Annotated in this window: 15 protein-coding genes; all 15 read left to right on the forward strand. The window is 41.0% G+C overall.

What is annotated here, in order from left to right; genetic code table 11:
• The first annotated feature begins 10 nt into the window (after positions 1-10).
• The 15 genes from hslV (at position 11) to flgG (ending at position 12,733) form a co-directional block, all read left to right on the forward strand.
• Entirely contained in the window at positions 11-556 is a 546-nt protein-coding gene (hslV, locus tag MHI08_RS07740; protein WP_024424181.1) for an ATP-dependent protease subunit HslV, read from the forward strand.
• Between the two features lie 16 nt (positions 557-572).
• On the forward strand, positions 573-1,973 hold the full coding sequence (hslU, locus tag MHI08_RS07745; RefSeq protein WP_024424180.1) for an HslU--HslV peptidase ATPase subunit: 1,401 nt from the start codon (positions 573-575) through the stop codon (positions 1,971-1,973).
• 34 nt (positions 1,974-2,007) lie between these two features.
• On the forward strand, positions 2,008-2,787 hold the full coding sequence (gene codY / locus MHI08_RS07750) for a GTP-sensing pleiotropic transcriptional regulator CodY (protein ID WP_007499612.1): 780 nt from the start codon (positions 2,008-2,010) through the stop codon (positions 2,785-2,787).
• Between the two features lie 288 nt (positions 2,788-3,075).
• Complete coding sequence (gene flgB / locus MHI08_RS07755; RefSeq protein WP_012009952.1) at positions 3,076-3,465, forward strand: flagellar basal body rod protein FlgB; 390 nt, start codon at positions 3,076-3,078, stop codon at positions 3,463-3,465.
• Positions 3,465-3,917 (forward strand): flagellar basal body rod protein FlgC, encoded by a 453-nt coding sequence (gene flgC / locus MHI08_RS07760; protein WP_024424179.1) that lies wholly within the window; start codon positions 3,465-3,467, stop codon positions 3,915-3,917. Before flgB ends, flgC begins: the two co-directional genes overlap by 1 nt.
• 11 nt (positions 3,918-3,928) lie before the next feature.
• Positions 3,929-4,246 (forward strand): flagellar hook-basal body complex protein FliE, encoded by a 318-nt coding sequence (gene fliE / locus MHI08_RS07765; RefSeq protein WP_024424178.1) that lies wholly within the window; start codon positions 3,929-3,931, stop codon positions 4,244-4,246.
• A 49-nt stretch (positions 4,247-4,295) separates the two neighbouring features.
• Positions 4,296-5,888, forward strand: a complete 1,593-nt coding sequence (gene fliF, locus MHI08_RS07770; RefSeq protein WP_039178517.1) for a flagellar basal-body MS-ring/collar protein FliF — start codon at positions 4,296-4,298, stop codon at positions 5,886-5,888.
• Between the two features lie 11 nt (positions 5,889-5,899).
• Positions 5,900-6,916, forward strand: a complete 1,017-nt coding sequence (gene fliG / locus MHI08_RS07775; protein WP_058837706.1) for a flagellar motor switch protein FliG — start codon at positions 5,900-5,902, stop codon at positions 6,914-6,916.
• On the forward strand, positions 6,909-7,673 hold the full coding sequence (gene fliH, locus MHI08_RS07780; RefSeq protein ID WP_047202159.1) for a flagellar assembly protein FliH: 765 nt from the start codon (positions 6,909-6,911) through the stop codon (positions 7,671-7,673). Before fliG ends, fliH begins: the two co-directional genes overlap by 8 nt.
• Complete coding sequence (gene fliI / locus MHI08_RS07785; RefSeq protein WP_286099104.1) at positions 7,670-8,986, forward strand: flagellar protein export ATPase FliI; 1,317 nt, start codon at positions 7,670-7,672, stop codon at positions 8,984-8,986. The genes fliH and fliI overlap by 4 nt, the downstream gene beginning before the upstream one ends.
• An 8-nt stretch (positions 8,987-8,994) precedes the next feature.
• Positions 8,995-9,438: a flagellar export protein FliJ gene (fliJ, locus tag MHI08_RS07790; RefSeq protein ID WP_024424173.1), complete on the forward strand. Its 444-nt coding sequence runs from the start codon at positions 8,995-8,997 to the stop codon at positions 9,436-9,438.
• A gap of 12 nt (positions 9,439-9,450) precedes the next feature.
• Positions 9,451-10,152: a MotE family protein gene (locus tag MHI08_RS07795; protein WP_169510835.1), complete on the forward strand. Its 702-nt coding sequence runs from the start codon at positions 9,451-9,453 to the stop codon at positions 10,150-10,152.
• Positions 10,153-11,478, forward strand: coding sequence for a flagellar hook-length control protein FliK (locus MHI08_RS07800; RefSeq protein ID WP_286099105.1), 1,326 nt, complete (start codon positions 10,153-10,155; stop codon positions 11,476-11,478).
• Positions 11,478-11,924, forward strand: coding sequence for a flagellar hook assembly protein FlgD (flgD, locus tag MHI08_RS07805; protein ID WP_024426978.1), 447 nt, complete (start codon positions 11,478-11,480; stop codon positions 11,922-11,924). Before MHI08_RS07800 ends, flgD begins: the two co-directional genes overlap by 1 nt.
• Before the next feature lie 17 nt (positions 11,925-11,941).
• Positions 11,942-12,733 (forward strand): flagellar basal body rod protein FlgG, encoded by a 792-nt coding sequence (flgG, locus tag MHI08_RS07810; RefSeq protein ID WP_024424169.1) that lies wholly within the window; start codon positions 11,942-11,944, stop codon positions 12,731-12,733.
• Positions 12,734-12,754: the final 21 nt, after the last annotated feature.

The following is a 12,754-nucleotide window of genomic DNA, read 5'->3' on the forward strand; positions in this document are numbered from 1 at the left end:
AGGTTTTTTCATGTCATCATTTCATGCAACAACCATCTTTGCCGTTCAGCATAAAGGAAAAAGTGCAATGGCTGGCGACGGTCAAGTCACTTTCGGGCAGGCTGTCGTGATGAAACACACAGCAAAAAAAGTGCGCCGTCTTTTCGGAGGCAAGGTGCTTGCAGGTTTTGCAGGTTCAGTAGCCGATGCTTTTACACTCTTTGAAAAGTTTGAAACAAAGCTTGAAGAATATGGTGGTAATTTAAAGCGGGCAGCCGTAGAACTAGCGAAGGAATGGCGAAGTGACAAGATGCTAAGGCAGCTTGAGGCCATGCTCATCGTCATGAACAAAGAAAGCATCCTGCTTGTCTCTGGAACAGGAGAGGTCATCGAACCAGATGATGGGATTTTGGCCATTGGCTCAGGCGGCAACTATGCGCTTAGCGCCGGGAGAGCACTCAAAACCCATGCAGGTGATCATCTCTCAGCGAGAGAAATTGCAAAGGCCGCTCTTGAAACGGCCGGAGAAATCTGTGTCTACACGAACGATCAAATCACTTTAGAAGAGCTTGAATAGAAAGGACATGAGACGTATGGAGAAAAAGCCGTTCACCCCAAGAGAGATAGTTGAAAAGCTTGATCAATACATCATTGGTCAGCTTGATGCGAAAAAAGCAGTGGCGGTGGCTTTAAGAAACCGTTACAGAAGAAGTCTTTTGCATGATAAGCTAAAGGATGAAGTCGTTCCTAAAAACATTTTAATGATCGGTCCAACAGGTGTGGGGAAAACAGAAATTGCCCGCAGAATTGCTCGAATTTCTGGTGCGCCTTTTATTAAAGTGGAAGCGACGAAATTTACTGAAGTGGGTTATGTCGGCCGTGACGTAGAGTCCATGGTGAGAGATTTAGTTGAAACAGCGATTAGACTCGTCAAAGAAGAAAAGATGAAAGATGTTCAAGAGGAAGCAGAAAAACAAGCAAATAAACGTCTTGTTCATTTACTTGTTCCTGGCAAGAAAAAAAGCCAGTCTGTGAAAAATCCGTTTGAGATGCTGTTTGGCGGTTCTGATGAAGATGACCGTGATCGAGATCATTCAAATGAAGAAGTGGAACTCGAATCGACAAGAAAGCGAATCGCTCATCAGCTGGCGATGGGAGAACTTGAAGATCATTACGTTACGATTGAAGTAGAAGAACAGCAGCCTTCCATGTTTGATATGCTTCAAGGCTCGGGTATGGAGCAAATGGGTATGAACATGCAGGATGCGCTCGGCAATCTCATGCCTAAAAAGAAAAAACGCAGAAAGCTGACTGTCAGAGAAGCAAGAAAGGCATTAACGGCTGAGGAAGCTTCAAAACTGATTGATATGGATGAAGTCAGTCAGGAAGCGGTCTACAAAGCAGAGCAGCAAGGAATTATTTTTATCGATGAAATCGACAAAATCGCCAAAAGCGGTGGTGCATCATCTGCAGATGTTTCTCGTGAAGGGGTTCAGCGTGATATTTTACCGATTGTAGAAGGTTCAACTGTGATGACGAAATATGGTGCCGTTAAAACTGATCATGTGCTGTTTGTTGCAGCAGGTGCATTTCATATGGCAAAGCCATCAGATTTGATTCCAGAGCTTCAGGGACGCTTCCCAATCCGTGTAGAATTAGATAAATTAAGTATAGAAGACTTTGTGAAAATCTTAACGGAACCAGATAATGCATTATTAAAGCAATATAAAGCTTTACTTGAAACAGAAGGTATATCTCTTGAATTTTCTGACGATGCTATTCATAAGATTGCCGAAGTGGCTTATCATGTCAATCAGGAGACAGATAACATCGGTGCAAGAAGGCTTCATACGATACTTGAGAAGCTGCTTGAAGAGCTTTCATTTGAGGCGCCTGATATTACGATGGAGACAGTGACCATTACACCTCAGTATGTCGAAGAGAAGCTAGGAAAGATTGCAAATAACAAAGATTTAAGTCAATTTATACTTTAACAAATGAATAAAGTAATCTAGGAGGATCATTATTATGGCGTTACTACAAAAAACAAGGATTATTAACTCAATGCTGCAAGATGCAGCGGGGAAACCAGTTAATTTCAAAGAAATGGCAGAAACACTGAGAGATGTCATTGATTCAAACATTTTCGTATTAAGCAGAAGGGGAAAGCTTCTTGGCTACTCCATTAATCAACAGATCGAAAATGCACGTATGAAAAAAATGCTTGAAGATCGTCAGTTCCCTGAAGAATATACAAAGAGTCTATTCAATGTCCCTGAAACGTCTTCAAACCTTGATATTAACAGTGAATATACAGCTTTCCCGATTGAAAACCGGGACTTATTCCAATCAGGTTTAACAACAATTGTTCCAATTATCGGCGGAGGAGATCGTTTAGGTACGTTAATCCTGTCCCGCTTACAAGATACATTCACAGATGATGATTTAATTCTTGCTGAATACGGGGCAACAGTTGTTGGAATGGAGATTCTTCGCGAGAAAGCAGAGGAAATCGAAGAAGAAGCAAGAAGCAAAGCGGTTGTTCAAATGGCGATTAGCTCTCTTTCATACAGTGAGCTTGAAGCGATTGAGCACATTTTTGAAGAGCTGGATGGAAACGAAGGTCTTCTCGTTGCAAGTAAAATTGCAGACCGTGTAGGGATCACGCGCTCAGTGATCGTAAACGCCTTACGTAAGTTAGAAAGTGCAGGCGTGATTGAATCTCGTTCTCTTGGAATGAAGGGAACGTACATCAAAGTGTTAAACAACAAATTTTTAATTGAACTCGAAAATTTAAAATCTCATTAATCAAAAACCCTTTTTGGCCGAAATAAATGCTGAAAAGGGTTTTTTTATGTGAAAAAATGAGGATTTGTCCGAAAAATGTCACTCTTTTTTCCAAGAAACCCCTTACAAATCTGTAGTGCTTTGAATCTAGGCCTTTATACCTATTCGTAAAATAGATATATATTACGAGTTTTTTTTACATATACATCATAGACTTTAATCCTATTATTTCTTACAATGAACATATGGTTTTACAAATCTCGACATGATTAAATGGAATGAAATACATATGATTGGAGGTATATGGTTTTGGATATATTTTCTGGAACGATAAGCAACCTTGAGAATGCCTTGGGCAGAGCGAATGTTAAGCAAAAAGTCATAAGCAATAATATCGCAAATATAGACACACCGAACTACAAGTCGAAAAACGTCGCATTCCATGACATGCTAAATGATGCGTCAATCAAATTAGATGCTAAAAAAACATACCAAGGTCACATTGATTTTTCAAAAACAGGGTCTAATTATTCAGTTGTTTCGAGCAACCGTACTTCTTATCAAGAAAACGGAAATAATGTCGATATTGATCAAGAGATGAGTGAACTCGCTAAAAACCAAATTCAGTATAATGCGCTGGTGGAAAGAATGAGCGGGAAATTCAATTCTCTTAAAACAGTTTTGACAGGAGGTAAGTGATGTCGATTTTTTCAGGAGTGAACGCTTCGGCCTCAGCATTAACGGCACAGAGGCTCAGAATGGACGTTGTATCCTCAAACCTTGCAAATATGGATACAACAAGAGCTAAACAGGTTGATGGCAACTGGGAGCCTTATAGACGTAAGCTTGTCACATTACAGCCGTCAGGTGAATCGTTTTCATCTATATTGAACTCAAGTATGAATTCGAGCGGCAAATTAGGAAACGGCGTCAAAGTAACAAAGATTACTGAAGACGAAACTCCATTCAACCTTCAATATGATCCTACAAATCCCGATGCCAATGAAAATGGATATGTTCAAACACCAAATGTCGATCCATTAAAAGAAATGGTCGACCTCATCAGCAGCTCAAGATCATATGAAGCAAACGTGACTGCTCTAAATGCGAATAAAAGCATGCTGATGAAAGCTTTAGAAATAGGAAAGTAAGGTGAAAATAATTGGTTAATGCAATATCTCCTTTCCAGCTTCAAACTGCTCAGCAAGCAAGTGAATTGACGAATGCAACGCCCGTTCAGGCGGCTGCACCTAAAAGTCAAACGAATTTCTCTGATGTGCTGAAGAATTCCATTGAGGCATTAAATCAATCACAGCTGAAATCAGACCAGTATACAAATGCGCTTGCACAAGGAAAAGATGTCAATCTCGATGAAGTCATGATTGCCTCGCAAAAAGCGAGTGTTACACTCACAGCTGCAACAGAGTTTCGAAATAAAGCAGTCGAAGCGTACCAAGAGATTATGAGAATGCAGATGTAGGAGGTGCTGGTGGACAAAAAAAGACTGAATGGAATGACCGGGGGTTAAGATGAATCGTACTTTAATGCAATTAAGAACAAAAACAGTTGAGTTTTGGCGAAATCGATCAAAATTACAAAAAATACTTATGATTGGCGGCGTTGCTGCCCTAGCAATCATTATTACGGTTGTTAGCATCTTTGCTTCTTCTGAAAAAATGGTTCCGCTCTTTAGAGACTTGTCTGAGGCAGAAGCTGGACAAATCAAACAGGAACTAGATGGCAAAAACGTTAAATCGGAACTTGCAAACAATGGAACAACGATTCTCGTTCCAGAAAAGCAAGCAGATTCTTTAAAAGTAACACTCGCATCTGAAGGGCTCCCTAAGACAGGCAACATTGATTATTCCTTCTTTGCAAACAATTCAGGCTTCGGTTTAACAGATAATGAATTTGATGTTCTGAAAGTAGACGCAACTCAGACAGAACTATCCAATCTGATCAACACGATTGATGGGATTAAAGATTCAAAAGTGATGATTAACCTGCCAAAAGATTCCGTTTTTGTTGGAGAAGAGCAAAGTAATGCATCAGCATCCATTGTGCTGCAAGTTGAGCCAGGCTACACGCTCACACCGCAGCAAGTAAAAGGCCTTTATCATCTTATTTCAAAAAGTGTGCCGAATTTAAAAACAGAAAACATTGTTATTATGGACCAAGATTCCAACTACTACGACTTAAACACCAGCTCCGATTCCTATGCAAGTGGAATGGATGCACAGCAGCAGAAAAAAGAGGAAATCGAAAAGAATCTTCAAAGAAAAATTCAACAGCTGCTCGGAACAATGATGGGTCAAGATAAAGTGGCTGTATCGGTCACAACAGACATTGATTTTACTGAAGAAAAAAGAAAAGAAGACCTTGTAGAACCTGTTGATAAAGAAAACATGCAGGGGATTGCTGTCAGCGCTGAAAAGATTGCTGAAACATATTCAGGCAATGGAGCAGCAGCTGGAGGCACCGCTGGAACAGGTGACGATGATGTCACAAATTATCAAGGTGCCGATGGAGCGAATGGAAGCGGAGATTACGAAAAGAGTGAAGATCGTATCAATTATGAAGTCAACCGCATTCATAAAGATATCAAAGAAAGCCCTTATAAAATTAGAGATGTTGGCATTCAAGCGTTGGTCGAACCACCAACTGCAAACGATGCAAACTCTTTAACAGCTGAAAGACAAGATGATATCAAAAAGATTCTTTCAACGATCATTAGCACATCGATTGATAAAGAATACACAAATGGTCAAGCGCTCACTCAAGCAGACTTAGATAACAAAATCGTTTTATCAGTATCAAAATTAGACGGTAAACAGCAAACTGCGGCAGATAACCCTTCAAACAATATTCCAATCTGGGTTTATATTGTAGGCGGTGTGCTCCTACTTGCAATTATCGCTCTTATCATTCTTCTTGTACGTAAGCGTAGAAGAGATGAGGAAGAAGAGTTTGAGTTTGATGAACGTACACCAATCGATGTTCCTGATATCGATACTGAACCAGAAACAGAAGAAATGGTGAGAAAAAATCAGCTTGAAAAAATGGCAAAAGAAAAACCAGAAGACTTTGCTAAATTGCTACGCAGCTGGCTGTCCGAGGATTAGGAGGAATACACATGTCGAGAAAAGATCCAAATCGACTAACAGGCAGACAAAAAGCAGCAATCCTAATGATTTCCTTAGGGCTAGACGTGTCAGCATCTGTATACAAACATCTGTCTGAAGACGAAATAGAAAAATTAACATTAGAAATTTCCAATGTACGAAGTGTAGATACTGCTAAAAAAGATGAAATCATCGAAGAGTTTCACAGCATTGCCATCGCGCAGGACTACATATCGCAGGGCGGTCTTTTGTACGCAAGACAAGTGCTTGAAAAAGCGCTTGGTGAGGACAAAGCGGACAGTATCTTAAACCGATTAACATCCTCTCTTCAAGTCAAACCATTTGATTTTGCTCGAAAGGCTGAACCAGAACAAATTTTAAACTTTATCCAGCATGAGCATCCACAAACGATTGCGCTCATCCTTTCCTACCTGGATCCAGTGCAGGCTGGGCAAATTTTATCTGAGTTAGGCGAGGAAGTACAAACTGAGGTTGCAAGACGTATTGCCTTAATGGACCGCACATCTCCAGAGATCATCAATGAGGTGGAACGCATTCTTGAACAAAAGCTGTCTTCAACCTTTACGCAAGACTACACGCAAACAGGCGGAGTCGAAGCGGTTGTGGAAGTGCTAAATGGTGTAGACCGTGCTACGGAGAAGACCATATTAGACACACTTGAAATTCAAGATCCTGAACTTGCTGATGAAATTAAGAAACGTATGTTTGTCTTTGAAGATATTGTCACTCTTGACAGCAGAGCGATTCAGCGCGTCATCAGAGATGTTGAAAATGATGACTTATTGCTCGCACTCAAAGTGGCAAGCGAAGAGGTCAAAGAAATTGTCTTCCGCAACATGTCACAGCGGATGGTCGAAACATTCAAAGAAGAAATGGAGTTTATGGGGCCTGTCCGGCTTAGAGATGTCGAGGAAGCACAAACCCGTATTGTCAGCATCGTAAGACGACTTGAGGAAGCTGGAGAAATCGTCATAGCTCGAGGCGGAGGAGACGATATCATTGTCTAGGATTATCAAACATGAAACATCTGTTATTCCTGAACAAGGACGGCAAACGATTCCTTTACAGCAAGTGGAGTTTAAAAGAGAACATCACGAAGAAGAGCTTGTCAATGAAACCGAAGCATCACAGCTTGTACTTAGTGATGCAGAAGATCAGGCGAGCCGCATATTAGAACAAGCAAACAGTGAGCTGGAAAAAACAATGGCTGAAATCAATCAGCGCAGAACTGATTTTGAAGAAGAAAGAATACAGCTCATTGAAGAAGCGAAACAAGCAGGTTATCAAGACGGCTTTCAAAAGGGCGAAGCAGATGCGAATTTGCAGTACCAAGCTATTCTTGATCAAGCAAATGACATCGTCGGTCTTGCAAGGCAGGACTACGAAGAAAAAATTGAAAGCTCTGCTGAGCAAATTGTGGAACTTGCTTTTGAACTCGCTAAACGCGTTTGGAATGCAGCTGAGGAGACGAAAGATCAATTTTTGGCTCTTGTGAAGCAGGTCATTTCAGAAGTGAAAGAATATAACGATATTTCCATCTATGTTGACCCTGAACATTACGAGCATGTGATGGAATATAAAGACGAATTGATTAGAATCCTTCAAAAGGATACACATCTTGCCATTTACTCGGATGAAAAAGCGCCAAAAGGAACTTGTTACGTAGAAACAAGTTTTGGAAAAGTGGAAGCGAGTGTTGATACCCAATTGAATCAGCTGAAAGAAAAATTATTAGAAGTCATTGATTCAGGTGATCACAAATGAAAATGGATGTGTTAAAAGAAACGATTGAAACCGCTGATCCTTATAAACGATTTGGAAAAGTCAACCGAGTGGTTGGGCTGATGATTGAATCTAAGGGGCCGGAGAGTTCGATCGGTGACGTGTGCCTCATTCATAAAAAAGGGAGCAAGCACCATCCGATAAAAGCAGAGGTCGTAGGGTTTAGAGATGAAAACATTCTGCTCATGCCTTATGTAGAAGCATCCAATATTTCACCAGGAAGTCTTGTGGAAGCGACGGGTGAGTCGCTGAAGGTCAAAGTAGGGACTGGATTAATTGGTGAAGTCGTTGATGCCTTCGGTGATCCGCTTGATGGCAGTATGCTTCCGAAAGGACTTGCACCTGTTTCGACAGATCAATCACCCCCAAATCCGATGGACAGACCGCCTATTCGAGAAAAGATGGGTGTCGGCGTTAGAGTCATTGATAGTCTGCTCACAGTTGGCACTGGTCAAAGGATCGGGATTTTTGCCGGAAGTGGTGTTGGAAAAAGTACCTTAATGGGGATGATTGCAAAGCAGACAGAAGCAGACCTCAATGTGATTGCCCTTGTTGGAGAGCGTGGCCGTGAAGTTCGTGAGTTTATTGAAAAGGATTTAGGTGCTGAAGGACTGAAGCGATCAATTGTTGTCGTCGCAACTTCTGACCAGCCTGCTCTGACGAGACTGAAAGCTGCCTATACTGCAACAGCCATTGCGGAATATTTCAGAGACAGAGGCAAAAATGTCATGTTCATGATGGATTCTGTTACGAGGGTTGCCATGGCGCAAAGGGAAATAGGTCTTGCAACTGGCGAACCGCCAACAACAAAAGGATATACACCATCAGTGTTCGCTATACTGCCAAAATTGCTCGAACGAACTGGGACAAATCAGCTTGGTTCCATCACAGCGTTTTACACAGTTCTTGTTGATGGGGACGATATGAATGAACCGATTGCTGATACGGTGAGGGGGATCCTGGACGGCCACATTGTCCTTGATCGTGCTTTAGCCAACAAAGGACAATTTCCCGCTGTTAATATTTTGAAAAGTATCAGCCGTGTCATGAGCAATATCGCAAGTCATGATCACAAGGAAGCGGCTAACCGGTTCCGCCAGCTTTTATCCACTTATCAAAACGCTGAAGACCTCATTAATATTGGAGCGTATAAAAAAGGCTCCTCCAATGATATTGATGAGGCCATGCAGGCTTACCCTCATCTGATTTCATTTTTGAAGCAGGATGTAGAAGAGGCTGTATCTATTGAAGACAGTGTGAGTTTATTGCTCAGTTTGATGAATAGAGAGGATTGACAAAAACAGTGAGATATCAATACAAATTTCAAAAGCTCTTAGAACTGAAAGAAAGTGAAAAAGACAAGTCACTTGCAGCGTACCAACAATCCGTTTCGGCATTTGAGCAAGTCGCTGAAAAACTCTATGAAAATATGAGTAAAAAAGAGCTAATGGAAAAAAGCAAAGAAGAAAAGCTGAGAAGTGGAATGAGTGTTCAAGAAATGCGTCATTACCAGCAATTTGTGACCAACTTAGATAACACCATTCAGCATTATCAGCAGCTTGTGATCATGAAACGTCATCAAATGAATGAAAAACAATCTGATTTAACTGAAAAAAACATTGAGTTTAAAAAGTTTGAAAAAATGAAAGAAAAGCAATTTGAAAAGTTCTCCCTTGAACATAAGGCAATTGAAATGAAAGAAATGGATGATATCTCTATCAGCCAATTCATGTTTCAAGGACATTAGGAGTCGAGATGAATGCCTAAGAAGGAAAAAACAAAGGAATCAGGCGGCGGAAAATTTCAATGGATCTTGTTTATTGTCATCATCCCATTGATTGTGCTTGTGATTGTCACTGGCACGATCCTTTATATGGCAGGTTTTGATCTAAAGAAACCGCTCCAAAACATTCCGGTGATCAGCAGCTTAGTTGGTTCAGATGACACCTCAAAAACGTCATCTTCACCTAATGATCAAAGCGATGCAGAGTTGAAAGAACTGAAAAAGACCATTAAAGAGCAAAAAAATGAACTCGAAATTGCACAAAAAGATTTGAAAACAAGTGATGAAGAGATTAAAAGACTGAATCAAAAAATCAATTCACTTGAAAAAACATCTGAAAATGATGCAAAGAATACGTCTGCCAATGACAGTTCATCGAATAACAGCTCATCAAATAACACGTCAGATAATAACTCAGCAGGGACCTCCCCTGATGCAGCGGCATCCTCTAATCAGCAGACAAAAGGAAAGGTCGCCAGCATTTATGAAAGCATGGACCCAGGGAAATCCGCCAAAATTTTATCAGAACTAAGTGATAAAGAGGCGTTAAAAATCCTTGAAGAGCTGAGCAAAAATAAACTGACAGACATATTAGCAAAACTGACACCTCAGAAGGCAGCAACGTTTACAAAAGAGCTTGCCAAAAAAGAAGAAAGTGAAAATGGGGGTGAACAATAAGTGAAGTTATTGGATATTGGAGCCTTACAGCAATCTTCTCAAGGTCTCTCAGGGCTAAAAGGAGACAGCGCTGCATCTGCACGAGGTTTGTTTAAACAATTGCTTAGCGGAGCAGGCGCTCAAAGCGGTCCTGTTCATGCTGAGACAGCCGCTGCTGCCTCTCTTTCTATCAATGATGCGATGCAAATTGTTGAAAAATGGATGCAATCACCTGAAGAAGGAATGAACGCAGACCTACTAAGTGCGCTTCAAACACTACAGGGTCAAACGCTTGAATCATCTGATCTCAAATCACTTGAAGAATTATTTCAAAAAATGGAATCTTCCATTTACGGTGATCAAGCTGAAAAGCCAGGTTCTGAACATAGTGAACAGCTCATACAAGTCCACTTCTTCATCTATCAATTGCTCAATCAACAGCCGCCAAGCTTTGATGCGAAACTTGTGCAGGATATTGAAGGAAAAGGTCAAGACTTTATCCACTTTCTTTCGAAAAACGGGGTAGATGAAAAACTCATTCAGCAAGTAAAAGAGCAGTTCTTCTCGCAGGGATCAGCGTCCAAACTGAATTCGATGACTCAAAGTGAGCTAAAGCACTTTAATCAGTTAATCGACCATATGATGGCGAATGCGAAAGGGTCTGACAAAGAGTGGAAAATTTCACTTGGCGAGTTGAAAGAACTAATCTCTCCAAAACAAGAATCTACACTCGCTTCTCCGGCAAAAGGGAATGCATCTCTTGAGTGGCTCATCAAAAAAGAAGTCGTTAAAGGACAAAGCGCTGCTGCACCAGCTTCTGAAAAAATAATGACCCATACACTTTTGCCAGGTCATAAGCAGTTTTTCCAACTGCAGTCAGCGGCTCCTGTTCAGCAGACACAAACGACTGATGAAAAGCCGGGAACAGTTGATCAGCAAATTCTAAACACGTGGAAGCAAATGAAATTCACGCCGTTTGGCAATTCAAGCGGACGTTTTACCGTTCGATTAAATCCAGAAAATCTTGGATTCATTACCATTCAGCTAACGAAGCAAAACGGTATGTATGCGAGTAAAATTACAGCCTCGACGCAAGCAGCGAAAGAACTGTTAGAGCATCATCTGCCGCAGCTCAAGCAGGCGCTTCCGAATATGTCGGTTCAAGTGGACCGTTTCCATATACCGCTTCAATCAAATGAGCAGCCGTTATTTGGACAGTTTAGTGAAGAAAACAAGCAGCAGCAGCCAAAAGGACAGAATTTCCAGCAGACTGATGAACAGGAAGCAGAATTCCAAGATGTACTGGACGCTCTTGTTGGGTCAGATGAAGAAGAGGAGGAGATCTAATGGCAACAGTTGATGCTACGAATAGAACAGCCGCACAAGCAGACACTTCTTCAAAAGCAGAAAAGAAAACAGATACGCTTGGCAAAGATCAATTCTTGAAAATTTTGCTCACGCAGCTTCAAAACCAAGATCCGACAAACCCGCTTGATGACCGTGAGTTTGTCACGCAGCTTGCGACATTTTCATCTTTAGAACAGCAAACCAATATGAACGATTCGATCACCAAGCTGAATCAGCTCATGTCTACATTTGTTGCACACCAAGATCCGTTTACGACATATGTAGGCTGGATTGGTAAAGAAGTATCGGGCAAATTGGATGATAAAGAGATATCGGGCACTGTGAAGTCTGTTAAAAACATAGACAATGAATACTTACTTGTTTTAGAAGATGGTACGAAAATCAGCCCTTGGGATGTTACAGCAGTTGGAGAAAAAACGAAGTAATTCGAGGAGGAAAATAAATGTTACGCTCACTTTACTCAGGAATTAGCGGAATGAAAAACTTCCAAACAAAATTAGATGTGGTAGCCAATAACGTAGCCAACGTCAATACACACGGATACAAAAAAAGCCGTATCACGTTTAAAGATATGGTCAGTCAAACCATTTCAAGCTCAGGTGGACCAACGAACAATTCTGGTTCAATTAACTCAAAACAAGTTGGTTTAGGATCATCTTTAGCTTCTATTGATAAAGTCATGTCACCGGGATCTTCTCAAAATACAGATGAACCTTACGACTTCTATATCAATGGAGATGGATTTTTCCGTATTGAAAGTCAAGGAGAAGTTCTTTATACAAGAACCGGGAACTTTAGACGTGATTCGGAGGGAAATTTAACGACTACTGACGGAAATTACCTTCTCGGAATGGATGGACAAAAAATAACGATCCCAGATGGCATTTCAAGTGTAAGTGTTGGTCCAGATGGAACAATTTCAGTTGTTGAAAACAACGTATCTAGAAATGTTGGACAGATTTCACTCGTATCTTTCAGTAACGCAGGAGGATTAGACAAAGTTGGTGACAACCTTTACCGCCAAACGTTAAGTTCAGGTGCACCAAGTAACCCTATCGTACCTGGTCAAGAAGGAACTGGCGTGATCCAAACAGGGAAACTTGAAATGTCAAACGTTGATTTAACAGACGAGTTTACCGAAATGATTATCGCGCAGCGCGGATTCCAATCGAATGCAAAGACGATCACAACATCTGATGAAATTCTGCAAGAGCTTGTGAATCTGAAACGATAGGAGGTAGGGGGAGCGGATGCT

This window comes from Bacillus sp. FSL M7-0791, from assembly GCF_038627085.1.
GTDB lineage: Bacteria > Bacillota > Bacilli > Bacillales > Bacillaceae > Bacillus > Bacillus safensis.

What these genes read in the sequence shown, in the direction of transcription:
- hslV (WP_024424181.1), top strand. Translation starts at nt 11, where the DNA reads ATGTCATCATTTCATGCAACAACCATCTTTGCCGTTCAGCATAAAGGA.
- hslU (WP_024424180.1), top strand. Translation starts at nt 573, where the DNA reads ATGGAGAAAAAGCCGTTCACCCCAAGAGAGATAGTTGAAAAGCTTGAT.
- codY (WP_007499612.1), top strand. Translation starts at nt 2,008, where the DNA reads ATGGCGTTACTACAAAAAACAAGGATTATTAACTCAATGCTGCAAGAT.
- flgC (WP_024424179.1), top strand. Translation starts at nt 3,465, where the DNA reads ATGTCGATTTTTTCAGGAGTGAACGCTTCGGCCTCAGCATTAACGGCA.
- fliF (WP_039178517.1), top strand. Translation starts at nt 4,296, where the DNA reads ATGAATCGTACTTTAATGCAATTAAGAACAAAAACAGTTGAGTTTTGG.
- fliG (WP_058837706.1), top strand. Translation starts at nt 5,900, where the DNA reads ATGTCGAGAAAAGATCCAAATCGACTAACAGGCAGACAAAAAGCAGCA.
- fliI (WP_286099104.1), top strand. Translation starts at nt 7,670, where the DNA reads ATGAAAATGGATGTGTTAAAAGAAACGATTGAAACCGCTGATCCTTAT.
- MHI08_RS07795 (WP_169510835.1), top strand. Translation starts at nt 9,451, where the DNA reads ATGCCTAAGAAGGAAAAAACAAAGGAATCAGGCGGCGGAAAATTTCAA.
- flgD (WP_024426978.1), top strand. Translation starts at nt 11,478, where the DNA reads ATGGCAACAGTTGATGCTACGAATAGAACAGCCGCACAAGCAGACACT.
- flgG (WP_024424169.1), top strand. Translation starts at nt 11,942, where the DNA reads ATGTTACGCTCACTTTACTCAGGAATTAGCGGAATGAAAAACTTCCAA.